24 protein-coding genes and 1 tRNA gene are annotated in these 23,996 nt (G+C 60.2%); 10 read left to right on the top strand and 15 right to left on the bottom strand.

All coding sequences use genetic code 11. The features are described 5' to 3' along the window. Positions 1 to 26: 26 nt before the first annotated feature. Positions 27 to 947, top strand: coding sequence for an AEC family transporter (locus G6N83_RS00560; RefSeq protein WP_165138269.1), 921 nt, complete (start codon positions 27 to 29; stop codon positions 945 to 947). A gap of 85 nt (positions 948 to 1,032) precedes the next feature. Next, the gene (locus tag G6N83_RS00565) at positions 1,033 to 1,584 is read left to right on the top strand and encodes an HdeD family acid-resistance protein (protein WP_165138271.1); all 552 of its coding nucleotides are present in this window, start codon (positions 1,033 to 1,035) and stop codon (positions 1,582 to 1,584) included. A 72-nt stretch (positions 1,585 to 1,656) separates the two neighbouring features. On the opposite strand, the gene G6N83_RS00570 is transcribed toward G6N83_RS00565, so the two are convergent. Further along, entirely contained in the window at positions 1,657 to 2,430 is a 774-nt protein-coding gene (locus G6N83_RS00570) for an SDR family oxidoreductase (RefSeq protein WP_241246235.1), read from the bottom strand. Between the two features lie 79 nt (positions 2,431 to 2,509). Between G6N83_RS00570 and G6N83_RS00575 the strand changes: the two genes are divergently transcribed. Continuing rightward, positions 2,510 to 3,280, top strand: coding sequence for a glycerophosphodiester phosphodiesterase family protein (locus G6N83_RS00575; RefSeq protein WP_165138275.1), 771 nt, complete (start codon positions 2,510 to 2,512; stop codon positions 3,278 to 3,280). A gap of 120 nt (positions 3,281 to 3,400) precedes the next feature. Then, a complete protein-coding gene (locus G6N83_RS00580) occupies positions 3,401 to 3,784 on the top strand; it encodes an RNA polymerase-binding protein RbpA (protein WP_165138277.1) in 384 nt (127 codons plus the stop codon). A 53-nt stretch (positions 3,785 to 3,837) separates the two neighbouring features. On the opposite strand, the gene lnt is transcribed toward G6N83_RS00580, so the two are convergent. The 9 genes from lnt to G6N83_RS00625 all read right to left on the bottom strand — a co-directional run bounded on the left by lnt (position 3,838) and on the right by G6N83_RS00625 (position 13,575). After that, positions 3,838 to 5,379, bottom strand: a complete 1,542-nt coding sequence (gene lnt, locus G6N83_RS00585; protein WP_165138279.1) for an apolipoprotein N-acyltransferase — start codon at positions 5,377 to 5,379, stop codon at positions 3,838 to 3,840. Positions 5,380 to 5,403: 24 nt separating this feature from the next. Continuing rightward, complete coding sequence (locus tag G6N83_RS00590) at positions 5,404 to 7,860, bottom strand: DEAD/DEAH box helicase (RefSeq protein WP_165138281.1); 2,457 nt, start codon at positions 7,858 to 7,860, stop codon at positions 5,404 to 5,406. Further along, positions 7,857 to 8,615: a twin-arginine translocase subunit TatC gene (gene tatC / locus G6N83_RS00595; protein WP_165142993.1), complete on the bottom strand. Its 759-nt coding sequence runs from the start codon at positions 8,613 to 8,615 to the stop codon at positions 7,857 to 7,859. Before tatC ends, G6N83_RS00590 begins: the two co-directional genes overlap by 4 nt. 66 nt (positions 8,616 to 8,681) lie before the next feature. Further along, a complete protein-coding gene (tatA, locus tag G6N83_RS00600) occupies positions 8,682 to 8,939 on the bottom strand; it encodes a twin-arginine translocase TatA/TatE family subunit (protein ID WP_165138283.1) in 258 nt (85 codons plus the stop codon). A 71-nt stretch (positions 8,940 to 9,010) separates the two neighbouring features. Further along, positions 9,011 to 9,988: a helix-turn-helix transcriptional regulator gene (locus G6N83_RS00605; protein ID WP_165138285.1), complete on the bottom strand. Its 978-nt coding sequence runs from the start codon at positions 9,986 to 9,988 to the stop codon at positions 9,011 to 9,013. After that, positions 9,985 to 10,914 (bottom strand): helix-turn-helix transcriptional regulator, encoded by a 930-nt coding sequence (locus G6N83_RS00610; protein ID WP_165142995.1) that lies wholly within the window; start codon positions 10,912 to 10,914, stop codon positions 9,985 to 9,987. Before G6N83_RS00610 ends, G6N83_RS00605 begins: the two co-directional genes overlap by 4 nt. Before the next feature lie 100 nt (positions 10,915 to 11,014). Continuing rightward, on the bottom strand, positions 11,015 to 11,725 hold the full coding sequence (locus G6N83_RS00615; RefSeq protein ID WP_165138287.1) for an FKBP-type peptidyl-prolyl cis-trans isomerase: 711 nt from the start codon (positions 11,723 to 11,725) through the stop codon (positions 11,015 to 11,017). A gap of 156 nt (positions 11,726 to 11,881) precedes the next feature. Then, on the bottom strand, positions 11,882 to 12,892 hold the full coding sequence (locus G6N83_RS00620; protein WP_165138289.1) for a tRNA (adenine-N1)-methyltransferase: 1,011 nt from the start codon (positions 12,890 to 12,892) through the stop codon (positions 11,882 to 11,884). After that, positions 12,889 to 13,575 carry an HAD family hydrolase gene (locus G6N83_RS00625; protein ID WP_165138291.1) on the bottom strand — a complete coding sequence of 229 codons (687 nt, stop codon included), beginning with the start codon at positions 13,573 to 13,575 and terminating at the stop codon, positions 12,889 to 12,891. Before G6N83_RS00625 ends, G6N83_RS00620 begins: the two co-directional genes overlap by 4 nt. Positions 13,576 to 13,687: 112 nt before the next feature. On the opposite strand from G6N83_RS00625, the gene G6N83_RS00630 reads away from it, so the two are divergent. After that, positions 13,688 to 14,551, top strand: coding sequence for a PAC2 family protein (locus G6N83_RS00630; protein ID WP_165138293.1), 864 nt, complete (start codon positions 13,688 to 13,690; stop codon positions 14,549 to 14,551). 41 nt (positions 14,552 to 14,592) lie between these two features. On the opposite strand, the gene G6N83_RS00635 is transcribed toward G6N83_RS00630, so the two are convergent. Next, positions 14,593 to 15,417 (bottom strand): undecaprenyl-diphosphate phosphatase, encoded by an 825-nt coding sequence (locus tag G6N83_RS00635; protein WP_165138295.1) that lies wholly within the window; start codon positions 15,415 to 15,417, stop codon positions 14,593 to 14,595. Positions 15,418 to 15,427: 10 nt separating this feature from the next. Then, positions 15,428 to 16,750, bottom strand: a complete 1,323-nt coding sequence (locus G6N83_RS00640; protein WP_165138297.1) for a M20/M25/M40 family metallo-hydrolase — start codon at positions 16,748 to 16,750, stop codon at positions 15,428 to 15,430. Positions 16,751 to 16,884: 134 nt separating this feature from the next. On the opposite strand from G6N83_RS00640, the gene G6N83_RS00645 reads away from it, so the two are divergent. Beyond that, a tRNA-Leu gene (locus tag G6N83_RS00645) sits at positions 16,885 to 16,970 on the top strand. Between the two features lie 57 nt (positions 16,971 to 17,027). Here the strand turns inward: G6N83_RS00645 and G6N83_RS00650 are convergent. Together G6N83_RS00650 and G6N83_RS00655 are read right to left on the bottom strand one after the other, a co-directional pair. Continuing rightward, positions 17,028 to 18,122 (bottom strand): VIT1/CCC1 transporter family protein, encoded by a 1,095-nt coding sequence (locus G6N83_RS00650; protein ID WP_165138299.1) that lies wholly within the window; start codon positions 18,120 to 18,122, stop codon positions 17,028 to 17,030. Positions 18,123 to 18,203: 81 nt separating this feature from the next. Continuing rightward, positions 18,204 to 20,009 (bottom strand): DEAD/DEAH box helicase, encoded by a 1,806-nt coding sequence (locus G6N83_RS00655; RefSeq protein ID WP_241246351.1) that lies wholly within the window; start codon positions 20,007 to 20,009, stop codon positions 18,204 to 18,206. 190 nt (positions 20,010 to 20,199) lie between these two features. Between G6N83_RS00655 and G6N83_RS00660 the strand changes: the two genes are divergently transcribed. Then, positions 20,200 to 21,066, top strand: a complete 867-nt coding sequence (locus G6N83_RS00660) for an SGNH/GDSL hydrolase family protein (RefSeq protein WP_165138303.1) — start codon at positions 20,200 to 20,202, stop codon at positions 21,064 to 21,066. Here G6N83_RS00660 and G6N83_RS00665 read toward each other — a convergent pair. Further along, positions 21,042 to 21,866 carry a TrmH family RNA methyltransferase gene (locus tag G6N83_RS00665; RefSeq protein WP_165138305.1) on the bottom strand — a complete coding sequence of 275 codons (825 nt, stop codon included), beginning with the start codon at positions 21,864 to 21,866 and terminating at the stop codon, positions 21,042 to 21,044. The two genes, G6N83_RS00660 and G6N83_RS00665, sit on opposite strands and share 25 nt — an antisense overlap. 104 nt (positions 21,867 to 21,970) lie before the next feature. Here G6N83_RS00665 and G6N83_RS00670 point away from each other — a divergent pair, with 104 nt between their 5' ends. From G6N83_RS00670 to G6N83_RS00680, 3 genes are all read left to right on the top strand, one after another. Continuing rightward, a complete protein-coding gene (locus G6N83_RS00670; protein ID WP_165138307.1) occupies positions 21,971 to 22,822 on the top strand; it encodes a Sir2 family NAD-dependent protein deacetylase in 852 nt (283 codons plus the stop codon). A 24-nt stretch (positions 22,823 to 22,846) separates the two neighbouring features. Further along, entirely contained in the window at positions 22,847 to 23,449 is a 603-nt protein-coding gene (locus tag G6N83_RS00675) for a histidine phosphatase family protein (RefSeq protein ID WP_165138309.1), read from the top strand. Positions 23,450 to 23,521: 72 nt separating this feature from the next. Further along, complete coding sequence (locus G6N83_RS00680) at positions 23,522 to 23,995, top strand: Lrp/AsnC family transcriptional regulator (RefSeq protein ID WP_165138311.1); 474 nt, start codon at positions 23,522 to 23,524, stop codon at positions 23,993 to 23,995. The last annotated feature ends 1 nt before the right edge of the window (position 23,996 follow it).

The following is a 23,996-nucleotide window of genomic DNA, read 5'->3' on the forward strand; positions in this document are numbered from 1 at the left end:
GGCAGGCAACGCCCTAGGCTCGGTAGATGATCGATGTATTGACGGGCTTCGCCGTCGTTGGCGTCGCCATCTTCATCGGCTACATCCTTGGGCGAATCAATTTGCTCGGAGAGCATGCTCGTTTTGTCCTGAGCCGCTTGACCTTTTTCGTCCTTTCACCGTTTCTTCTCTTCGTTGTCCTTGCCCGCGCCGACGTCCACAGCCTCTTTTCTGCGCTGTTGCCGGTGTCAGCCATCGCGGCGATCGCCGTGATGCTCGTCTATACCGTGATCGCCCGGGTCTTCTTGCGGAGATCCGTCGGTAACACGCTCATCGGAGCTCTTTCTGCTGGTCAGGTCAATTCCAACAACATCGGGATTCCGCTCTCGTTGTACCTGCTCGGTAGCGCCGCATATCCCGCGCCTGTGATTCTGTTGCAGTTGCTCATCTTCACGCCGATCTCAATGGCGATTCTGGATGCTGTCACAACGGGCCAGCGGAAGATTCTGCCGCTCATTCGCCGCACCGCCACGAACCCGATCGTTATCGGTTCCGTGCTCGGTACCCTCGTCTCCGTTTCCGGTATCGAAATACCCGAGCTCGTCATGGCGCCAACAGAACTCGTCGCGAACGCATGTGTCCCTGTACTCCTCATTTCCTACGGAATCTCGCTCCACGGCCAACGCGTCCTCAGCACAGCGGGGCACCGCGCGGACGTATTGCTCGCTAGCGCTTTGAAGCTCTTCGCTATGCCGGCGATCGCGTGGTTCGTTGCTGCGTTCGTGTTTTCGCTTTCGCCGACAGACGTTTTGATTGTGGTCGTTCTCGCTGCTCTCCCAACCGCTCAGAACGTGTTCAACTACTCGCAGCGCTACGGCATCGGCGAAGCAATATCTCGCGACACAGTATTCATCACGACCGTCGGCTGCGTACCGGTGTTGCTGCTGTTGCTACTGCTACTCGCTTAGGCTCCCCCGCTACCCACATAAATACACGCAGAGCGCTACTCTGGTACGCGAACACTCTCAGGCTTCTCCCAGAAAGGGCCTTTTCATGGCTACATCATCACCCGAAAAGGTTGCCGTCAACGGCATCCGTACCGCTCTTGGCATCGGCGGCGTTGTCGCGCTCATCGTCGGCATTCTCATTCTCGTCTGGCCGCTGAAGAGCGCCATGGTCGTTGCCGCAATGATCGCTGTCTACGCGATCGTCGCTGGCCTCATCTACGCAGGGCTCGGCGTCTTTTCCAAGTCGATGAGCGGCTGGGCTCGCGTCGGGCACATAGCTCTCGGAGTTGTCTTCGTCGCGGCCGGCATAGTCGCTTTCAGTAATCTCGGTATGGCCGTAGCGGGCTTGGGCATTTTCATCGGCTACGTCATCGCCATCATGTGGATCGTCGAGGGTGTCGTTTCGCTCACCACGCTGAGTGGCGCCTCCTCCAAGGGCTTGACGATCTTTTTCGCAATCATCAGCATCATCGCTGGTATCTTTTTGCTCGTCTCGCCCATCTTCTTGACAGGTGTCTTGTGGCTGTTCATCGGGATCTCGCTGGTTGTTCTCGGAATCTTGCAGATCGTTCGCGCATTCACCTTCAAGTCGCTGTAGATCACTTCTCTGGATATACGAGAGAAGCCGCCGACACTCAACGTGTCGGCGGCTTCTCTGATTTCAGCGGGGCTACTCCCCCACAAAGGACGTGGTGTCGCCCACGAGGCGCGTATTGTCTTCCGGAATCGGGTCGACAACTGCACGCGCCACTTCAGCAGCGAACTCGGCAACGTTGTAAAGCTTTCCTGCCGAATCGCGCCGCGACGCGATCGCTCCGGGGTTCGCGCGCTCAAGGAGAGTCGCGGTGATAGTTCCCTCGATCATGTCGCCGGACACCGTGACGAAATCGACTCCGACCTCAGAGAGCGCCGGAATACGTTCGCGAAGTGCATCTTCACCGGCACGTTTCGACAGCGCGACCTGCTCGTACTCCGGCATGGTTTCGGTTGTCCTGATGAAGTGGGCTTGATGACTCGTGACGAAGACAACTCGAGCACCTGAGCTGAGCAACGGTCGGGCAGTTTCGAGAACGCGCACCTGTGCGTCCCGATTCAGCTGGAGCGCATAGTCTTCCGCCATTCCGGCTTCCATGCCTCCAGACGCATTTAACACGAGCACGTCGAGCCCACCGAACTCGTTCTTCACTTCGTCGAACATCGCCTGGACTGAGTCAGCATCTGTGAGGTCTGCACCTACGACGAGAACACGTACCCCGAGTTCGCGAAGCTGATTTGCCAGCTTCTCGGCGCGCGGGGCCTTGTTCCGGAAATTAACGACGACGTTAGCGCCGGCCTCAGCGAGATAGCGCACAGTGTCCGCGCCGATACCGCGGGAGGATCCAGTGACGAGCGCGGTCTTACCCGCGAGCGATCCTGGGCTCAAAACAGACGAAGATTCGGTCACAAACAACTCCTGACGAAACGGATGCCGCCCGAGATCAGGGCGCGTCTCGACACTATCAATCACCGCTATTGTTCGATGCGTGACGCATCCGTTCTTTACCGGCACAGCTACACCTCGCATTTTTGCGCACCGCGGACTTGTGTTGCCAGAGGCCGCGGCGCATGGAGTGGTTGAGAACTCATTCGCTGCCGTTGCGACGGCCCACGCCGAGGGCGTCGAGTACGTCGAGTCGGACTGCCATCTCACTGCCGATGGTGTGGTCGTGCTCTTCCACGACTCCGATCTGGCTCGGGTAGCCGGGGACCCTCGCGCAGTCGCTGACGTGAGTTCTCACGAGCTCGAAGAGCTGATGTCGCAGCGTGGCGGCTTGATTACGCTCCGTCAGGCACTCGAGTCTTTTCCCGACCTAAAATTCAATCTCGACGTAAAAGCAGCAGCCGCAGCCGAGCAGGTGGGCCAACTCGTCGCTCCACACTCCAACCGTGTCCTGATCACTAGTTTCTCGGACGAGCGCAGAATGCTTGCGCTCGCGTCCGCGGCTCGCGCGGGTGGAACACCTGCGACTTCAGCGGGTACACGAACGGTCGCAACCCTCTTAGCTGCATCCTCTCTTGGCGTCCAACGCCTCGCGCGTCGACGTGTTGAGAAGGTGGATGCATTGCAGATTCCGGAACGGCAAGGGATGCTCCGCATCCTCACTCCGCGCTTAATTCGCGCAGCGCACCAGCTCGAAATCGAAGTGCATGTATGGACAGTGAACGATGTGGAAACGATGCTTCGGCTCCTGCGTATGGGAGTCGACGGAATCGTCACGGATCGCGCCGATCTCGCCCTGGCTGTGCTGCGCTAGTTCCGACCCCCTACGGGCTGAGCATCGGCTGTGAAAAGACCGTTGGAAGGCCCCGTTCGGATGATGCACACAGGTCATGACGTTATACCGGATAACGACCTGTGACGAGAGGACCACACAATGGCAGACCGGAGCCTTCGCGGTATACGTCTCGGCGCCCAGAGCTTACAAAGCGAAGAGGGCGTCGTTTTTCATCAGCGCGTGCAGCACTCATACGTCTGCACGACGTGCCAGCACGAGACAACGCTGACCTTTGCGGCTGACGCAGAGGCACCGCAGACGTGGGAGTGCCGCGCATGCGGTGCTGAAGCACTTCTGCGTGTCGGTGACAGCACTGTGACTGTTGACCACAGCGACGATAAAGCAGCACGTACCCACTGGGACATGTTGCTCGAGCGTCGCAGTGTTCCCGAGCTCGAGGAACTCCTCGAAGAACGTCTCGCATACATCCGCGCTCGCCGCGGTGCGGGCGACGACGTGAACAAGGAAAAACTGAGCGCGTAACCACCTCTCAACAAAAGAGCACCAGCCCTATCCGGGTTGGTGCTCTTTTGTTCTCACTGGATATGCCGTCGGCGCCGCACGAGCACACCAAGCGCGAGAACCGCGATGAAACTTCCCCACGCAAGAATCGCCTGCACCCAGCCGCCAAGCACGACTGCGGGTGTGAGTCCGATGCGTAGCGGCACGTCAGTGAGCATTGCCCCGGCTTCGCCAGCGGGGAGCCCGTCGATCACTGTGCCGTCCGGCGCAATGACCTGGCTCGTTCCCACCGTCGAAATATTCACTACGGACCGGCCGGTCTCAATCGCGCGCATGCGTGCGAACGCCAACTGCTGCAAGTTCTCATCGGTATCGCGAAAGTCAGCATTGTTTGTCTGGAACATGTACACCTCGGCGCCTTCTTCTGCGCCTTCCCACACAACATCGTCGTAAATGACATCGAAGCAGATCGCGAGACCAACGGTAGTGCCGTTGACATCAAGCGTCGGAGAATTGGTACCGGGCGTGTATTCGCGCTGAATGAGATCGATTAGGTCCGGAGCGAGCGCACGAAAGAACCACCTATCCGGAACATACTCGCCGAATGGCACCGGGTGAGTCTTATCGTGGACTTGCACCGCTCCTTCACCGCCGATCCAGAGCATCGACGTATTGAAAATGTCATCGCCGCGCACTGTAGCTGCGTTCACGATTAGTGGCGCATCAACCTCCTCCGCGACCTGGTCGAGCGCAGCCGCCGTAGACGGTGATGTCGTCGGATCTGAGTCGATGCCGCCCTCAGGCCAGAGCAAGACGTCCATCTCTTCACCAAAGAGCGCAGACGACGCATCAATTTGAGCGCTGAGCACGGAGTTCGCCGACCGCGAATCGAAATAACCAGATGGACCATTTCCCTGAACAGAACCGACACGCATCTCACCAGCATCCGTCGTTACGTACTGTGGCGTGGCAACAAGAACAAGCACGATCGCTGCTGCAGGAATAAGACGACGTAAATCACGTATCGCTCCCCCGCGAACCGCCTCAATCACTGCGGCGGTCGCGACGACCATCAAGAAGCTCAACCCGCTTACACCTACCCAGGATGCAATGTGCGCGAGGGGACTTTCAGACTGGCTCATTCCGATGCGTGCCCAGGGAAACCCGGTGTACGGCCAAGAGCCCATAACGATTTCTCGAAGCGTCCAGACTCCGCCAATCAGCGCGGGAAGACCAACGAGGCGCGCCCATCGTGACGGGAACGCTCGCGGGAACCAACGATAGACGAGTGTCAGCAGCACTGAACCGACGGCCATGAGAATCGACTCGAGACCCGCCAATGCAAACCATGGCACAACGCCGAGATAACGAGTGATCCACTCAATGTGCACGAGATAAAACGACGCCCCGAAGACGAACCCGACGAAAAGCGAACCCCATACGCTTCGACCAACGAGCGCGATCAAGCTAAACGCAATTCCGACGAATGCTAATGGCCACCACCCCACAGATGGGTAAGCGAGATCAAGCGTTGGCCCAGCCACCGCGGAGGCCAAGAGAGCAGCCCAGAGGGGTAGAAGCGGACGCGTATGCGGGCGCGATTGCGAGTCAGGCACGTCTCAACACTAAGTTGTGCTCGCTTACACAGCGCTGTACGCGACGATCCCGCGTCGTACCGAATCCAAAGCGCGGCGAGCAACTCGCCCCACCTCGCCTTCCGCGACCAGCGATAGCTGATCGAGCAGGTCGATTGTCTGCTTCGTCCACCGGACGAAATCGCCAGCTGCCATATCGGCCTCGGTCAGCACTCGATCGAGAGACCCACCCCGCGCCCACGCGTGCATGGCCGCTGAGAGACCTACAGCCGGCGCCTCAGAGCCCGGGAGATGGTGATCCCGTTCGAGGTCATCCAGCCGTTGCCACAGACTCTCAGTGGCGCTGAGCGCAGAACGGAAAGCACCGCGTGGTAGCCCGCGATCGCCAACTCCTGCTTCGTCGCGTCGAGGCTCATATACGAGCGCGCAGACGAGTGCCGCGAGCGACGGCGCATCGAGATCATTCCAGATCCCGGTGCGCAGTGATTCCGAGACCAGAAGGTCGCGCTCGCCATAAATACGCCGCATAGTGCGTCCAGCAGGAGTGAGTGTTGTCGACCCTTCGTCATCAATTTGCACGTAGTCGAGCTCAGTGAGCACGTCCACAACGCGGTCGAACACCCGCGCGACGGTGCCGGTGCGCGCGTCAATCTGACGTCTGGTGCGCTCAACTGTGCGACGCAGCTTCCAGTACCGCTCCGCCCATCTCGCATGGTTCTCACGGTCAGGGCACCCCTGGCAAGGATGCCGCGACATTCGCTTGCGAAGAGAGTTCAACTCTTTCTGGCGTCTCTCGCGAGTGGCGCGCGACGCATTCGCATCTTTTCGATTCAGTTTCTCGAGGTCGCTGAGATCACGGCGGATCTGCGAGAACTCGGCGAAATCTCCCCTGTCACACGCCATAGCGGTGGCATAGCCGTCGAGCGATTCCTCGGCGTCGCGCACCTGCCGGGCGAGCCCGACCACAGCCCGATCGGCCTGGAACTGCGCGAAGGAGGACTCAAGAATTTCGCGCGCACGCGCGCGCCCAAACTGATCGATGAGGTTGACCGCCATGTTGTACGTCGGCCGGAAACTCGAATTGAGTGGGTAGGTGCGCCGCGATGCGAGCGAGGCCACCGATTGCGGGTCAAGCGCCTCCGTCCACTGCACGACAGCGTGGCCCTCAACATCGATTCCCCGACGACCGGCACGCCCTGTCAGCTGTGTGTATTCCCCTGAGGTGATCGGTACACGCGCTTCTCCATTGAATTTCTCGAGCTTCTCGAGCACGACAGTTCGAGCGGGCATGTTGATGCCGAGCGCGAGCGTCTCGGTGGCGAAAATGACCTTTACGAGTTTGCGCTGAAACAGCTCTTCCACGACTTCTTTGAAAGCGGGGAGCATACCGGCGTGATGCGCCGCGATTCCACGTTGCAAGTTCTCGGCCCAGTCCCAATACCCGAGCACGGCCAGGTCTTCGTCCACCATCGCGCTCATGCGTTCTTCGATGATCTCGCGAATCTGGTCACGCTCTTGCGGCGATGTCAGTCGAACGCCGGAACGTCGAACCTGTTCAACAGCAGCTTCACAGCCGACGCGGCTGAAAACGAAGAAGATTGCGGGGAGCAAATTAGCTTTCGCCAAGAGCTCGACGACTTCGGGACGACTGACGCGCTCTGATCGCACCGCATGCCGTGTTCGCGGGGGGTTATGGCCACCGCCGCGTCTCGCGCCACCGGAACGATACGCGTGCGATCGACCGCCTCCGCCGTCGCGACCTCCGCCGGGGCGAAGACGCATGAGCTCTTGATTGACTTGCGCTGTTGTGGATCCACCGCGATCGTCAAACAGCGGTAAGAGATCACCTCGAACTAGGACGTGTTGTTCCAATGGAACTGGTCGAATCTCAGAGACAACCACCTCGGTGTCGCCGCGAACGGTGTCGAGCCAATCGCCGAATTCTTCAGCATTAGAAACCGTCGCCGACAGCGACACGAGACGAACCGCAGGTGGGAGATGAATGATGACTTCTTCCCAGACCGCACCTCGAAAGCGATCAGCAAGAAAGTGCACTTCATCCATCACGACGAAGCGGAGACCACGCAGCGCAGGAGAATTGGCGTAGAGCATGTTCCGAAGGACCTCAGTCGTCATCACAACTACGCGCGCGTTGCCGTTGATGTTGGTGTCGCCGGTCAGGAGGCCAACGTTCTCGGGACCGTATACGGCTTGCAGCTCCCGAAATTTCTGATTGGACAGCGCCTTCATCGGAGTTGTGTAGAACGCTTTGTCTACGTTCTCTCGCATCGCAAGGTGTACGGCGAACTCCCCCACTACGGTCTTCCCGGCCCCCGTAGGCGCAGCGACCAAGACGCTCTGGCCGTCTTCGAGCGCCTCGCATCCTGCGATTTGGAACGGATCCAGCGAGAATCGCTGCATTTCCGCAAACTCTCGAGAGAGCGGATGCTCCTGGGCACGCTGTGCGCGTTGGTATTTCTCCGCGGGACTCGGCGCGCTCATTGGTTAATGTCCGACGCGAGGAATGACTCCTCGCGCTTGCTTCGGCGTCGATCAAAGAGCATCGATACCGCAGCGGCAGCAACGTAGAGCACGATCAGAATGCCTCCGAGCATCAACATCGAAAGGACGTCAGCCGCGGGAGTGGCGATAGCGGCGAAGATCGTCGCCGAGAGCACGGCGACACGCCAGCCCTTCAAGATCGCCTTCCCCGTGATGATTCCAGCGAAATTCAGTGCCACGAGAAACACGGGTAGAACGAACGCAATACCGATAACCAGTAGGAGCTTGAGAACGAAGTCGTAATAGACGTCGTACTGGTAGAAAAGTGCTCCCTGTTCGGGGACGAAAGTGGCCATCACTTCGATGACATGGGGCATGACCCACAGCCCCAAGGCACACCCCGCAAAAAACAGCGGAATGGCGGCGCTGAGAAATCCAACCGTGTAGCGCACTTCTTTACGGGTGAGACCGGGCATCACGAACGCCCAGATCTGCCAGAGCCATACTGGCGCAGAAAGAAGAATGCCAATTGCGAAAGCGATTCGCACATGGAAATCGAATCCGGCCGTGACCGTGTTGAAATTCAAGGCAGCGAAGTCAGACGCACGACTATCAGAAACGATTCGAATCGGTTCGGTCAGAAGATCGATCACCTGATTCGAAATCAGGGCGGCAATGATCATTCCGATCACGAGAGCAATCGCTCCGATGATCGCTCTTCTGCGCAGCTCTACAAGGTGCTGCGCAAGCGACATACGCCTGTCGCGCTTAGGCGCATCAGGCTCTTCGACGCGCGGCGGTCCTGCCGTAACCACTCCGAGCTAGGCAGATTTGTCGGGTGATCCGCTCGATGGCGGATTCGCCGTCGATATGGTCGTTGCCGACTCCGTCGAATTGCTTTGATTGTCGACCGTCGTTGAAGAGACGTCATCGTCCTTCATTGCTTTCATCTCACCCTTGAAAACACGTGCCGACTGACCGACGCTCTTCGCGAGCGCGGGGAGCTTTGCAGCCCCAAACAGCAAGAGGATCACCGCGAGGATGATCAACAGGTGAGGCCAACCGAATGCGTTGCCCATGGTTACTCCTCGAAGATTGTGCGGTGACCCCAGTGTAGTCGCCAGCTCTTACCAGCGGGCCAACTCACGAACTACCGCGAGTCTCGCGCGGCGTACTGTTCCAACCCGGACTGTGCCCACGCCGCCGCAGAATCTCTCGCCGACACTGGAGAGAGTACTTCGATCTCACCGCCGCCGCGGGCAGCAAGACGCTTCATGCTCTGTTCGTCGGCAACACGCAGAGTCGCAATGGCTTTGTCACCCACAACAGAGACCTGCGCTCGGTCGATATAGCCCCCCAGTAACGGCGCCATCACGCTGGGATATTTCACTTCAACAACGACGTCATCGTCACTCGGAGCAAAGAGAGCGGGAACTGGCTCTTCTCCATGTGTAATCGGGATGCTGGTGAGTTCGATGTCCCTCACCCGGTCAAGGTGAAAAGTGCGCATGGACTGTCGTAGGTGACACCAGCCCTGCAAATACCACTGGCCACCGGCGATATGGACCTTGACGGGATCAACTGTGCGGATTGTGGTCGCGGCATCCGGTGCTTTGTATGTAAACGACACCGCAACGGCGGTTTTCAACGCCTGGTCGACAACGTCACGGGCATCGTCGACTGGTCCGGGAGCGACGATAACCTCGGCCGGCGTTGACGATGCGCCTCGACTGAGCTTCGACAATAAATCCTGCACGATACCGCTGTCGCTGACACCCGGCAGAGTTCTGGCGAGCTGAAGTCCAGCGAGAAGTGCGGCTGCCTCACGGGCGGTCAAGCGGGGCGCATGTTCGAGGCCCACGGTGTTCGTGATCGAAATTATGTCGTGTGCGTCGAGCAGATCCCAGTCGATGTCGAAAAGATCATGCGGCAGCTGCCAGAAACCACCATCACCGGGGAGACCAATTACGGTCAGCTTTTCGACCATGCCGCGCATCAGATCAGGAGTGACATCGAAGTCGCGCGCGGCCTCAGTGACAGACACTTCGCCGCGGCCAATCAAGTACGGCACGAGCTGCATCATGAGAGCTGCACGATCGAGCGCAAGGAGCGGCTTGTTGACGGTCATGCTGCCCCGCCGTGGAGGAGAAGTGTTGCACGCAGACGGGTAATAACAGCGTTACGCAGACGCGCAGGCTCGATCACGCGCACCTCAGGACCGAAAGAAGCGAGTTCATCTGCGAAGACATCGACGTCGACGAAGTGAATACGGATACCCCGATCGTCACGGATTCCCCGACGTGAGAGTCTCAGTGCCGCCTCGGTTCCCGGGTGCACTTCGAGGATTGCTTCGTTTCTCGCGGCAACGTCTTCCAACCCACGCAGCGCTCGCGTTCCCGCGCCCTCGCGAAGCGCCGCATCGAATGTTGCGCGGGTGACTTCGACGCTTCCGGCGATCCGCGCTAGGAGGAAGGTACGTTCAGCGTCTGCATCGAGATCTATTCCGTGCACATGCCAGCGCGCTTCATACTCGACGAGGGCAAGAGGAACCATTCGCCGTGTGCGGGCTGTTCGCTCCCCCGGTTTCAAGTATGCGAACCTCACGACCCGCGCCGACTCGATCGCATCCTGAATCTTGGCGAACGAGGGTTCACGAAGGCTAATGCGCGGCGCGTATCCGATGATGGGTTCATCCACGTTGTTCCCGAGCGCGCGAATCTTTCGAAGTGCACTCCGGGCGTTGTCAGACATCGAGCTCTGGCCCCATACGCCGCCTGCGAGATTCAGGAGCGCAATTTCGGCTGGTGTGAAAGAAATATCGTTGGGGAGCGAATATTCAGCTGTAGGAACTCGATACCGTGCTTCACGAAGATCGTCCGGATCGGCAAAATCACCGATCGTTTCGATGGGCACTCCGAGACGACGCAGATTCTCTTTGTCACGCTCGAACATTTTCTCCAACGCGTCTTTTGACGCACCGGAATCTCCCTGTTCGCGATATCCGGCAACCGAGTGCAAAATCGTGTCTTTGGTGAGACCTTGTTCCGTCGCCATCAGTGCCACAACGAGATTCACCAGTCGTTCCTCGGGGGCACTCCGGTTCGCTGCTATGGACGTCACGACGCCATTCTATTGGCCAGAAGGCAGCGGAAGATCAGCCAGTGAAGTCGTTAACGCCCAGGATGTCGAAAATGTAGATGAGCGATTGGTCGAGACCTGAATCGGTGTCAGCAGGCACCACCAGCATCACTTGAGAGCCAACCGGCTGACCGACCAAAGCGTCTGTGATCTCATCGGGAACCGTCGCCATGTCCAGGGCTTGCGGCGCTGAGCCCCAACTTGTCTGTTGGACTTCCCGAGTGTCCCAGTCGACGCTGGTGTAATTGACGAGGATTGAGTCGTCGGAGGTAACCTCGGCTCCATCTCCCTCGATGATCACCTGCGAAACCGCCGCATCGGGGACATCCGCATCGTGATCGGGAAAGCTCACACCGGGCTGGCCGCTCGGAGCTCTCACGACAGTGGGAAGTCCCTGACCCTCGGCAAATTTGTCCGTGCCCTGAGCCTTTGCGAGATAAACCTTTTGCACGTCGATGACGGCCACGAGCGTGTCATCTTCGCTCAGGCCCAAGCTCTTCGCGGAGTCTGGGGCGATGTCGTCGTTTGCAAGCGCGACGACGACACGTGAGCCTCCGGTGGCACACTCGAGCGCACTCTCCAAACCCGGAAGCGCGGTGTAAAGAGTCGAAACGACATCCGGTGCGTTCTCGGAGCCTGCGTAAGAAGTGCTCGCAACTATTTCGCCGGTAGTTCCGTCGAGCAAAACGAAGTCGAGGATGGCCGCTTGTGTAGCTGAGACGAGCACCGGGCCAGTGCCGCGTCGATATCGACGAACTCCGTCTCAGAGGCGTAGAGCGGTGTTCTCACGTCGACGGTCGGTGTCGACCCGACTTCTCCGTCCACCGTCACCAGATCGGTTGCTGCGGTTGAAGAGCTTTCCGCGCGGCATCTACGCACGATTTCAGTCTAGAGTCGCAGCGCTGTCATCCGCATCACGAGCGATACGCGCACCGTCAGCTGCGCGCTGCGCTTCGCGAACGCGTTTGCGGAGGTTCTTGTCAGTAATTTCGCGGTCGCCCACGGCGCCTGGCGTCCACACTTCGACGTCTTCGTCGCCATAACTCGTTTTGGACGCGCGTTTTTTCCGCTCCGGAAGCACTGTCCCCGGCGCGAGGCGTCGAGCACTGATGAGAAACCCGGTGTGTGCGACCATACGGTGGTCAGGGCGCACGGCAAGGCCATCTACGTGCCAACCGCGCACCATGGTTTCGTTTGCTTCAGGCTCAGTGAACAGTCCCGTTGCGCGAAGATACTCGGCGGTTCGGCTGAGCTGCGTGGCCGTGGCGACGTAACAAAGCACGACGCCACCAGGGGTGAGTGCATCAGAAACCACGTCGATGCACTCCCAAGGGGCGAGCATGTCGAGAACAACGCGATCAACGGAACCGGCAGCCATCGTCTCCGGAAGCGAAGTGACGAGGTCGCCGATGACCACCTCCCACTGTGGCGGCACCGCGCCAAAGAATGTCTCGACATTGGCTCGGGCGACGTCCGAGAACTCTTCCCGTCGCTCGAGTGACACGAGTCGGCCTTCACCGCCTACAGCACGCAGAAGAGAAAGCGAAAGCGCACCAGAGCCGACGCCAGCTTCGACGACGACAGCGCCCGGAAAGATATCCGCGTGCACCACGATCTGCGCGGCATCCTTCGGATAAACAATTGCAGCACCGCGCGGCATTGACATCACAAAGTCGCGCAGGAGCGGGCGAAGCGCAAGATATTCCTGATCGGAAGTGTTTCGCACAACCGAACCATCTGGGAGACCCACGAGCGTGTCGTGCCGTAAGACGCCGTGATGCGTGTGCAGTTCACCTCCGTCACGAAGAGTGATCGTGTGCATCCTGGCTTTAGGCCCGGTCAACTGCACGCGATCGCCGTAACGGAAAGGGCCGCTGGGGCGCTGGGTACTCACTTAATGAAATCCTTGCTCGACGCGTGCGCCGTGTGAAGGCCGACGATATCGGCAGCGGTGCGCCCTTCGAGAGTGGGCCACAGTTCGTTTGCGCCCACCCCGGTGAGCGAAACCATGTGGGGAACACCGAGAGCAACCGTGCCTGCCGCAATGGCCGCGCGTAACCCGTTCGGTGAATCCTCGATCGCCACGGTGTGCGCCGGATCGACGCCGAGTGATGCGCATGCCTGCAGGTAAGGGTCAGGAAAAGGCTTCGGACGATCCACATCGTCACCCGCGATAACGAGATCAAAAGCGTCGAAGTCGATCAAATCAACGACGTGCGTGGCCATCCGCCGCAGTGACATGGTCACGAGAGCGGTCTTAATTCCCGCGGCGCGAAGGTCGGAGAGAAGCTCGCGTGCACCCGGACGAAAAGGAACGCCATCCGTAGACAGGCGATCAATGACGCTGTTTGTCAGCCGGGTCACAATCTCGGTCGTCGAGAGACGGATGCCGGCAGATTGCAGGATGCGTGCTGCGTCGTCGAGGCCGAGCCCGACGAGACTCAACGCCTGTTCGTGGTTCCAGGTTCCGCCAAAACTCTCGACCAGCGGGGTCTCTGCTGCCATCCAATATGGCTCCGTGTCGACAAGAGTGCCGTCCATATCCCACAACACGGCAGCCGGCAGTGATGAAGTCATCCCGCAATGCTATCCGGCGCCATTGCATCAGATCGCTCGCGTCCACCGAGACGGTGTGCCCATGTACGCCTATCCTTGAAGCACCCGTTCGACGGGGAGAGAGGGTGGTCGCGTGGACGGACTTGGTCGTCGAGTACTTGTTACGGCGTTTGACGGATGGAATGACGCCGGCGAAGCGGCTTCTGCCGCCATGAGCCTGCTGCAGAAGGATGATGCTTACGAGCCGGTTTATTCCGTCGACCCCGAACTGTATTTCGATTATCAATACACGCGCCCTCATATCCACACCGACGCTGATGGCGGCCGCAGCCTGCACTGGCCGGAAACGACACTTCTGAGGCCCCGGAACCCGGGAAGAGGCACGCAACTCTGGCTGCTCACCGGCGTCGAGCCCGCGCGTTCCTGGCAGGCGTTCGCCGCGGAATTGACCGATGTCGCGCTTCGTGAAGACATCACGGGCGTCGTATCGCTCGGATCGATGATGTCGGATGTTCCGCACACGCGCCCGATCACAATTTTCTCTGGGAGTGAGAACGAGCGCTTGCGTAGTGAGCTCTCTCTCGAGCGCAGCACCTACGAAGGACCGGTCGGCATCCTCAGCGTGCTGAGCGATGCAGTCGAGAAGGTCGGGATTCCTACAGCGAGTTTGTGGGCAAGTGTCCCCCATTACGTCGCCGGGCATACCCCGTCTCCCAAAGCGACACTCGCGTTGCTCGATCGGCTCGAGGACCTCACCGGCGTTCAGATTCCTCGGGGAACTCTCTCAACGGAAGCCGCGGCATGGGAAGCGTCGATCGATGCGGCTGCAGCGGACGACGAAGAGATGACGGAGTACATCCGCGGACTCGAACAGACTCGCGACACCTGGGACTCCCCTGATGCGTCAGGCGATGCGATCGCGAAGGAATTCGAGCAATACCTGCGCCGCCGCGGCGAAGGGCCTGGCAAGCCAGGTCGCGACGAGCCCCGCCGTTGACGAAATCGCGTTGATCCGCAACTCTGCGCTGGGCCAGGAAACTAAGCCTGGATGACGCCGAGACTGAGCAGCACGAGCAACGTCGAGCCTAGAGCGACCCGGTAGATCACAAACGGCAAGAAGCTGCGTTTCGAGATGTAGCTCATGAAGAACGCAATGACACCGAGTGCCACCACGAATGCGATGACTGTCGCGACAAGGGTTTCGGGAAGAGAATAGACGCCCGGCTCATTCCAGCTCTTGAAAAGCTGGTAGAAACCGCTTCCGAATACCGCCGGGATCGCAAGAAGAAAGGCGTAGCGCGCGGCAGCGGCTCGTTCGTAACCCATAAACAAGCCCGCAGTTATTGTGCCGCCTGAGCGAGAAACACCGGGAATGAGGGCCAGCGCTTGGGCGCCGCCATAAATCAGGCCGTGAGGCACCGTGATATCGGCGAGCTTGCGCTTTTTGGCGCCAACATGGTCGGCGATTCCCAGCAACACGCCGAAGAGAATCAGCATTGCTGCGACCAGCCAGAGGGAACGGAAGACAGTCTCGATCTGGTCTTGAAATGCGAGACCGAGCGCGACAATCGGAATCGATCCGATGATGATGAGCCAGCCCATCCGTGCATCAGGGTCGCTTCTCGGCATCCGGCCAACCAGCGACTGGAACCAGTGCGTGATGATCCGGACGATGTCCCGCCAGAAGAAAATAACCACAGCGGCTTCGGTTCCGATTTGGGTGATGGCGGTGAACGCGGCGCCGGGATCCTCCGCGTTCGGCAGGAACGTGCCTACGATGCGCAGATGTGCACTCGATGACACCGGGAGAAACTCAGTCAGCCCCTGTACCAGGCCCAGAAACATCGCCTCAAGAAAATGCATATCGGGCCCTTCAATACGTCCGAAGAAGATCGGTCAGTACTCGCTGACCGAAAACTAGCGCATCGATAGGCACGCGCTCATCCACGCCATGAAACATGCCCGTGAAGTCGAGGTCCGCGGGAAGCCGCAGCGGAGCGAACCCATAACCAGCGATCCCGAGCGCAGACAAAGCCTTGTTATCGGTCCCGCCGCCCATCAGGTAGGGAATCACGGGCACGCCGGGGTCGTGGCGCTCCAAAGACGCGACCATCGCTTCGACGATTTCTCCGGCAAACGGAACCTCGAGCCCAATGTCCTGGTGGACAATCTCAATCTCGATGTCGGGCCCGATAATCCGTCGAATGTCCGCCAGCGCGGCAGCTTCGGTACCCGGAAGAACCCGGACGTCGACGAGGGCTTCAGCGCGATCAGGGATGACATTGTGCTTGTATCCCGCAGTAAGTCCGGTCGGATTGGTTGTCGTTCGCAGCGTCGATCGGAGGAAGGGGGCGGCCGGCCCTGCCCCGAGCGCGAGAGCGTCGGGGTCATCGGTCGAGATTCCGGTGAGACTCGAGAGACCGTCAAGAAGCTGGCTTGTGGTTTCCGTCAGTCGGATAGGCCATTCAGTGCGCCCCAGCGCGACGACCGCCTCGGAGAGTCGAGTGAGCGCGTTTTCAGGGTGCAACCGGCTCCCATGACCCGCGCGCCCTCGCGCTACGAGACGAATCCACATCAGTGCCTTCTCGCCGACCTGAAGCAAGTAGGCGCGGCGGTCGCCCGCAGCAATCGAATATCCGCCCACTTCACTGATCGCTTCGGTCGCGCCGGCAAACCACTCGGGGTGTTCAGCGACAACGAGACCGGATCCTTCGACGCCACCATTCTCTTCATCAGCGAAGAACGTCACGATGATGTCGCGTTCTGGCTGATCGCCGGAGCGCAGAATCTCGCCCACAGCGGTCAAGATCATGGCATCCATGTCTTTCATGTCGACCGCGCCGCGACCCCACAACATGCCGTCGCGAATCTCTCCTGCAAACGGGTCGACGCTCCAGTCGCCTGCAATGGCCGGGACGACATCGAGGTGTCCGTGCAAAACGAGCGCAGGTTTCGATGAGTTTTTGCCACGAATGCGCGCGTGCACGTTCGTGCGGCGGTGAACCGGTTCATACACGCTGACGTCGAGACCGAGTGACTCGAGGTAAGCCGCCACGTACTCCGCAGCTTCGCGCTCGCCGTTTGCTCGTCCCCCGCCGAAGTTCGTCGTGTCGAATCGAATGAGGTCTCGTGCAACGCGTGCAACTTCTGGAAGATCGGGCGCTGATTCAGGGGCGAATGCCGCGGGATTGGACATGGCGTCAACGCTACCCGTTACGCCTGAGGTCCCACGCACAGCAACCACGGGCGCCGCCCAAAGCGACGACGTGTTCTCGACGCCGTCTGGTTCGTGATAGCGTTGACCCTCGGTTGCGAAACCGAAAAAACAATGCGCGGGTGGCGGAATAGGTAGACGCGCTAGCTTGAGGTGCTAGTGCCCTTTAACGGGCGTGGGGGTTCAAGTCCCCCCTCGCGCACATTGTGAAAAGGCCCTCGATCTGAATTTCAGATCGAGGGCCTTTTGTTTGCCGTCTCTAGGCCGCAGAGACCCCGAACAGCAGACCGAGTACATATGTGATCGCAGCGGCCCCAAATCCAATCGCCAGCTGACGTAACGCCCTCGCGAGCGGCGGGGCGCCAGAGAGCAACCCCACGGCTGCGCCCGTCGCCATCAAGGCGACTCCGACGAGCAGCAATGCCAAAACGACGGCAAGAAGTCCTTCAGCGCCGAAAATCCAGGGCAGTACCGGGATGATCGCTCCTGAGGCGAAGAAGAGAAAGCTGGAGCTCGCGGCGCCAATCGCACTTCCTACTACGTCGTGACTATCGGACCGCTCTGTTGGACGGCGGTACGGCTGGGACCGGTCCGCCCGTCTTGCGATCTGCAGCTCGGCTCCCGCACGGGCCAGTGCGTCCTCTTCACTCATTCCTCGCGTGCGATAGACAAGAGCCAGTTCGTTCGCATCCAGGTTCAAGTCAGGCAAGACGGCGTCTACATCATTGTTGGGTTCAGTAGATTCGAGCAGTTCGCGCTGAGAGCGCACCGAAACGAACTCACCCGCACCCATCGAAAGGGCGCCGGCCAGAAGCCCAGCGATGCCACTGAACAAGACAAATTGGGGGGCCACCCCCGTCGCACCGATGCCCATGACAAGCGCGAGGTTCGACACGAGTCCGTCGTTCGCGCCAAAAACTGAGGCACGAAAGGTACCTGAGAGTCGCCGACGCCCCTTCGCGGCAAGCCCTCTGACGACCTCGTGATGAACCTTTTCATCAGCGCTCATCTCCGCAGTGGCGTGAGGATCGTCATCGTAGGGCGAACGCGCTTCCGCGTTCTGCGCCAGCGCCAGCACGAAGATGGATCCGAATCGAGCAGCGGCCCATCCGAGCAGACGAGTCGACATCGACGCTCGCGGCAGCTTTGTTGGCTCTCCCCCCAGCAGCTCCACCCAGTGAGCTTCGTGTCGGCCCTCAGCAGCTGCTAGGGCGAGCAAGATCTCACGCTCTTCTCCCTCACGGCGACGCGCAAGCCCTGAGTAGACGGCCGCCTCTGCGCGCTCATTGACGAGATATTTCGCCCATCTTCGACGATCACGCACTTTCGGCGCGCGTGCGGGTGCATCATTCACTGCTGTCCTCCTAGACGACTCCAGCTATTGAGAGTAATCAGGCAGGGAACTCGCTGCAGTTCGGCCGACCGAACTTGTGCGCTAGGAGCGCACGCGTGAACGCAAGAGCTCTATTCGTGCTTGGAGTTGTGCCACTGTCGCGTGTGAAACGGCCGGTCCTCCGCACACCCGGCGCAACTCAGAGTGGACTGCGCCATGCGGTTCCCCGCTCTGGCGTGCATACAGACCCACGAGGCTGTTGAGAAGTTGACGCTGTTCCTTCAACGTGCGGTGGAGCGGTTCCGGGAGAGAGGACTCGTCTCTCGGCTGACCGGATTCCGACTCCATCGCCTCACGTTCGCTTCGATGCCTCCCCTGCCGGGCCTGACGCTGCATGAGGAGTTCGTGAACATGCTCAGGCTCTAAGAGGCCGGGCAGGCCGAGAAACTCCTCTTCTTCGGGTGTGCCTGGCACCGCAAGCTGACCGAATTCCTTGCCATCGAACATCACTCGATCAAAGTGGGCGAGCGAGCCTAGCGCCTGATAGGTGAACTCCTGTGTGAGTGCATCGGAGGCCGAGTCCTCTCGCGCCGCCATATTCATCGCGTCTTCGTCGAGAGCCCAGTCCTCATCTTCGCCGGTATCACGGTCGAGTGCGTGATCTCTCTGGCGTTCCATTTCCCCCGCCAGAGCCAGAAGAATCGGCACATTCGGCAAAAAGACGCTCGCGGTTTCACCCCGCCGCCGCGCCCGCACGAAACGGCCAATTGCTTGCGCGAAAAAGAGGGGTGTTGATGCGCTCGTGGCATATACACCCACAGCGAGCCGCGGAACGTCGACTCCTTCTGACACCATGCGAACAGCGACCATCCAGCGCGCATTCGATGCTGAGAACGTCTCAATCCGACCGGATGCCTCAGCCTCATCAGAGAGAACAACGGTCGGTGCCTCGCCGGTCAGCTTCTCCAGAATCGCCGCATACGCCCGCGCCGCGGTCTGATCTGTCGCGATGACGAGGCCACCGGCATCCGGGATCTGTTCGCGCACCTCGGTAAGGCGCCTATCCGCGCTTCGCAGCACCGCGGGAATCCAATCGCCCTCAGGATCAAGGGCTGTTCGCCAAGCCTGGGAGGTGATGTCTTTCGTGTTGTCTTGACCGAGATGAGCTTCCATCTCATCGCCAGTTTTCGTTCGCCAACGCATCTTGCCTGCGTAGACGAGAAACATAACCGGTCGCACCACACCGTCTTCGAGTGCGCGACGGTAGCCGTACGCGTAGTCAGTGCGGGAGACCCGGATCCCGTGTGCATTCGGGTGGTACTCGACGAAGGGGATCGGCGCTGTGTCGCTGCGGAACGGCGTTCCCGAAAGCAAGAGACGGCGCGTGGCTCTGGCATACGCTTCGCGCAACGCCTCACCCCAGCTGAGAGCGTCTCCCCCGTGATGAACTTCATCGAGGATGACTAGCGTCCGCGCGTTCAGCGTGAGTGCTTGGTGAACCGTAGCCTTCGTCGCCACTTGTGCGTAGGTGACTGCAACGCCGTGATACTGCCGCGAGGGGACCGAGTGCCGGTTGCTGAAATGGGGGTCGAGGCGGAGCGACACTCGCGCCGCAGCGTCCGCCCACTGCGTCTTCAAATGTTCCGTGGGCGCGACAACGACGAGCCGATCAACGACGCCACGCCTCAAAAGTTCCGTCGCGAGCCGGAGCGCGAAGGTCGTCTTTCCAGCGCCAGGCGTCGCTGCAGCGAGAAAGTCACGCGGACCCTTACCGACGCCATCCGGCCCGTCGAGGGCGAAATACTCATCAAGCGCCTCTGCCTGCCATGCGCGGAGACGTTGCGCTGTTCCCCACGGTGCACGCTGCGGGTACGACGGCGAGAGGTGCTCGGCCGCAAAACTTCCGATGTGGTCGGAATCGGATGCCGCAGGGTTCGCCGGGCCGAGGGTATCGCTGGCGAAAGGTTCTTCGTCCACGGCACTTCCTCTCCAGAACTAAAGCGCAACCATCAACGATAGGCGACACAACCGACATCGCCTTAGGCTGTCGAGAAGATCGACACTCGCAGCGGCGGGTTTCTGAAGTTGAGGAGGCACCATGTCGAGCGATTCGGATACATCACCGTCTGCGCCAATCCCAGAGAATCACGGCGCGCACCCCTGGCGTCGATATGTCGCTCTGGGCGATTCGTTCACCGAAGGCATCGGCGATCCCATCTCTGGGTCGCCGGGCAGCCACCGCGGTTGGGCTGATCGCTTCGCTGAAGTGCTCGGCTCTCAAGTTGCTGACTTCGCGTACGCGAATCTCGCCGTACGCGGAAAGCTCATTGCGCAAATCGTCGCCGATCAGGTCGAGCCCGCGGTAGCCCTAAAACCAGACCTGATCACATTTTGCGCGGGAGGGAACGACGTGATCCGGCCGGGGACAGACCCCGACGAAATCTCAGCGCAATTCGAAGACGCGATCGTGCGTCTCACGTCTTCGGGCGCAACTGTGGTGGTATTTACGGGAATCGACACGGCCTTCACCCCCGTTCTGCGCGCTTTCCGCGGCAAGGTGGCCATCTACAACGAGAACGTTCGCGCTGTTGCGGAGAAATACGATTGCGTCGTCGCCGATCAGTGGGCGTTGAAAGAGATTCAAGATCCGCGATTCTTTGCCGACGATCGGCTGCATCTCAACGCCCTGGGGCACCACGAGGTCGCCCGCATGGTGTTGCGAGCACTTGCCGTGCCGAACGACCTGATGCCGATGCAACCCGACCCGTACCCGACGAGAACCTGGCGCACCGCCCGCTCGAATGATCTCGTATGGGCTAGAACGCACCTCATGCCCTGGGTATTGCGGCGTCTACGGCATCAGTCTTCCGGAGACACCGTGACAGCCAAACGCCCCAACCCGTCACCGCTCGATATTGCGCGGGGAGTGGCGACCGATGGTCACTCGTCGAGCACTGCGCTCTGAAAAGCGGGTCTCAGCGCCCAGAGGGCCACAGCACTTGCCGCGGCGACGTTGAGCGAATCCACGCCACCAAACATGGGAATGGTGACGATTGTGTCGGCTGCGGCCAGGGCATGCCTACTCAAACCGTCACCTTCTGAGCCGAGGACCATTGCAACAGCGCGTGGTGGGGATGCTGCAAAGTCATCGAGTCGCACAGCGTTGTCGCTCAGCGCAAGCGCTGCGATATGAAACCCGGCGTCGTGCAGTTCCACGGCCGCCTGCGGCCACGCCGGAAGACGGGTCCAGGGCACTTGAAAGACAGTTCCCATGCTGACTCGAACGCTGCGGCGATAGAGCGGATCGGCACACCTCGGGCTGATGAGCACGGCATCCGCCCCGAGTCCCGCCGCTGCGCGAAAGGCGGCACCGACGTTGGTGTGGTCGACGATGTCGTCGAGAACGACGACCAAGCGCGCGCCGGTTGCAACCTCGGCAACCGACCGAAGTGACGGTCTATGCATCGCCGCAAGCGCCCCGCGGTGAATCGCGTACCCGGTGAGCTCTTCGGCAATGCCCGGAGAAACGACGTACACCGGAGTTTCAGCGGGAAGCAGCGCGGACACGTCGGGGAGCCACTTCTCTTGCACGAGAACCGAGCGAGGGTTGTGTCCGGCCTTCAGCGCTCGTGCGATCACTTTCGCAGACTCAGCGACATACAGGCCGCCCTCGGGCTCCAGCACACGTCGAAGCGCGACGTCGGTGAGGTCCCGATAGTCGGCTAACCGGGGGTCGGTGACGTCGGTGACATGGTGTACCTGCATGAAAGTGCCTTCTTTTCAAAGATCGAACGCGGGATGCACGGCGCCTCGTAACATCACGGCAATTCGTCCAGCGTAGAGTCGAAGTGACGGAGGAGGTGAGCGCCGTGACCGTCCTGTCCGGATTTGATACTGAAACGACCGCTCTCGTTGGTCGTGCCATCGACGCCCTCGCGACCCGCAAAGTCGCGATCGTAACGGGCGCTGGCGTCTCCACGGATTCAGGCATTCCTGATTACCGTGGCAAGGGCGCTCCCACGCGGACACCGATGTCCGTGGATCAGTTTTATGCGAGCGAGGACGCGCGCCGCCGATACTGGGTTGGCAGTCATCTGGGTTGGCACTCATTCTCATCAGCACAGCCGAACAGCGGACACAACGCCATCGCCGAGCTTGAAGCACAGGGCATCGCCACCGGAGTCGTCACACAAAACGTCGACGGCCTCCATGTTCGGGCGGGTAGCCGGCGGGTGGTGGAACTCCACGGCACAATGCGCCGCGTTTTTTGCACACGCTGCGGTCAAGTTTTCGACCGACGCGACGTTGCACTCCGGGTTGAGCAAGAAAACCCGACTCTGCATTTGGACGCCGATATTCCGTTGGGTCCGGACGGCGACGTTCTTCCGGAAACGATCGAGGGATTCGTGATACCGGATTGCACGATCTGTCACGGAATGCTCAAACCGGACGTCGTATTTTTCGGCGAGTTCATCCCGGCTGAGAAGTTTCGCGAGGCCGAACAGTTGGTTGCGGCGAGCGATGCGCTCATCGTCGCCGGTTCGTCTCTCGTCGTGAATTCCGGCATCCGTCTTGTCGAACGCGCCCGCCGGCGCAAGCTTCCTATTGTCATCATCAACCGCGGCGTGACTCGCGCAGATGCGCGGGCAACGGTGAAGATCGATGGCGGCGCCGGAGAGATTCTGCAGGCGCTAGCTACGGCTCTCCCCGCGACTCGGTGAGCGTCAAGGCCGTAAGCTCGGTGAGTGACATATGTGACTCTCGTCCGCCACGGCGAAACCGAATGGAACCGCGCGCTTCGCGTGCAGGGAACAACAGACATTCCGCTCAATGACACCGGCAGGGCGCAAGCTCTAGAGGCTGCAGTCGAGCTTCGGAAGTCATTGGGTGATATGCCCGTGTTTCTCGCATCGAGCGACCTGTCCCGCGCGCGGGAAACGGCAGAGATCATCGGGGCGGAACTCGGACTCGAAGGACCACGGCAATACCCGTCTCTTCGCGAACGCGCCTACGGCGACGGAGAGGGCCTCACCGCCGCCGAATTCGCCGAGCGGTGGGGGCCCTGGCACAGTGCCGATGTTCCCGGCTCGGAGAAACGAGATGACCTGCGAGAGCGCGCCGTCCGTGGTCTTCTCGACGTTGTCGAGCACAGTCGCGCGGCCTCCTCCCCCATCCCGATGCCAGTCATCATTGTTTCGCACGGCGCTCTGATCCGCGAAGTTATCCGGCATGCTACCGGCGGCGTGCTTCCCCCAGACGGATCGCGACTCGCAAACGGATCGCGATGGCGATTTCTGGTTGAGCGTGACCGCCTTCGTTTCCTCTCGGATGATCTTGTCTTCGCGTAATCGCAGGCAACCCGACGAGTATTCGTCTACGCACCTGATCATGGGACTCGCCACATGCTAGGGTCTCGCAGCATGGCAGCCCTGGATCACGTAGACCTCGAGCTACTTGCCGCGCTCTCCCACGATCCGCGCGCAACCGTCGTGGCACTCTCCGATCGGCTGGGAATGTCCCGCAACACTGTTCAGGCACGGATGGCTCGTCTCGACAAGGCAGGTGTGTTCTTGTCTTACGAGCGTTCGATATCGTCACGCGCACTGGGGTTCCCTATCGAGGCATTCATCAACGTGATTCTGCGACAGGCGGCGCTTCCCGCCATCACGGCCGAGCTCGCCCGCATCCCCGAAGTCCTCCAGGCGCACGGTCTGAGCGGACAGGTCGATCTACTTGTCCGAGTCGCCTGCCGAGACACTCAGCACCTCTTCGATACTGACGCCCGTATTCTCTCGATCGAAGGGGTCGACCGTACTGAGACATCGCTAGCCATGGGCGAAGTGATCGCCTATCGCTTGTCTCCGCTCATCGATATGGCGCGGGCAGACGAATAGC

The sequence above is a fragment of the Microbacterium endophyticum genome (assembly GCF_011047135.1).
GTDB lineage: Bacteria > Actinomycetota > Actinomycetes > Actinomycetales > Microbacteriaceae > Microbacterium > Microbacterium endophyticum.

What these genes read in the sequence shown, in the direction of transcription:
- G6N83_RS00635 (WP_165138295.1), bottom strand. Translation starts at nt 15,417, where the DNA reads ATGCATTTTCTTGAGGCGATGTTTCTGGGCCTGGTACAGGGGCTGACT.
- G6N83_RS00625 (WP_165138291.1), bottom strand. Translation starts at nt 13,575, where the DNA reads ATGACTTCATCACTGCCGGCTGCCGTGTTGTGGGATATGGACGGCACT.
- G6N83_RS00580 (WP_165138277.1), top strand. Translation starts at nt 3,401, where the DNA reads ATGGCAGACCGGAGCCTTCGCGGTATACGTCTCGGCGCCCAGAGCTTA.
- G6N83_RS00660 (WP_165138303.1), top strand. Translation starts at nt 20,200, where the DNA reads ATGTCGAGCGATTCGGATACATCACCGTCTGCGCCAATCCCAGAGAAT.
- G6N83_RS00560 (WP_165138269.1), top strand. Translation starts at nt 27, where the DNA reads ATGATCGATGTATTGACGGGCTTCGCCGTCGTTGGCGTCGCCATCTTC.
- G6N83_RS00605 (WP_165138285.1), bottom strand. Translation starts at nt 9,988, where the DNA reads ATGACCGTCAACAAGCCGCTCCTTGCGCTCGATCGTGCAGCTCTCATG.
- G6N83_RS00640 (WP_165138297.1), bottom strand. Translation starts at nt 16,750, where the DNA reads ATGTCCAATCCCGCGGCATTCGCCCCTGAATCAGCGCCCGATCTTCCA.
- G6N83_RS00680 (WP_165138311.1), top strand. Translation starts at nt 23,522, where the DNA reads ATGGCAGCCCTGGATCACGTAGACCTCGAGCTACTTGCCGCGCTCTCC.
- tatC (WP_165142993.1), bottom strand. Translation starts at nt 8,615, where the DNA reads ATGTCGCTTGCGCAGCACCTTGTAGAGCTGCGCAGAAGAGCGATCATC.
- G6N83_RS00610 (WP_165142995.1), bottom strand. Translation starts at nt 10,914, where the DNA reads ATGGCGACGGAACAAGGTCTCACCAAAGACACGATTTTGCACTCGGTT.
- tatA (WP_165138283.1), bottom strand. Translation starts at nt 8,939, where the DNA reads ATGGGCAACGCATTCGGTTGGCCTCACCTGTTGATCATCCTCGCGGTG.
- G6N83_RS00665 (WP_165138305.1), bottom strand. Translation starts at nt 21,866, where the DNA reads ATGCAGGTACACCATGTCACCGACGTCACCGACCCCCGGTTAGCCGAC.
- G6N83_RS00590 (WP_165138281.1), bottom strand. Translation starts at nt 7,860, where the DNA reads ATGAGCGCGCCGAGTCCCGCGGAGAAATACCAACGCGCACAGCGTGCC.
- G6N83_RS00565 (WP_165138271.1), top strand. Translation starts at nt 1,033, where the DNA reads ATGGCTACATCATCACCCGAAAAGGTTGCCGTCAACGGCATCCGTACC.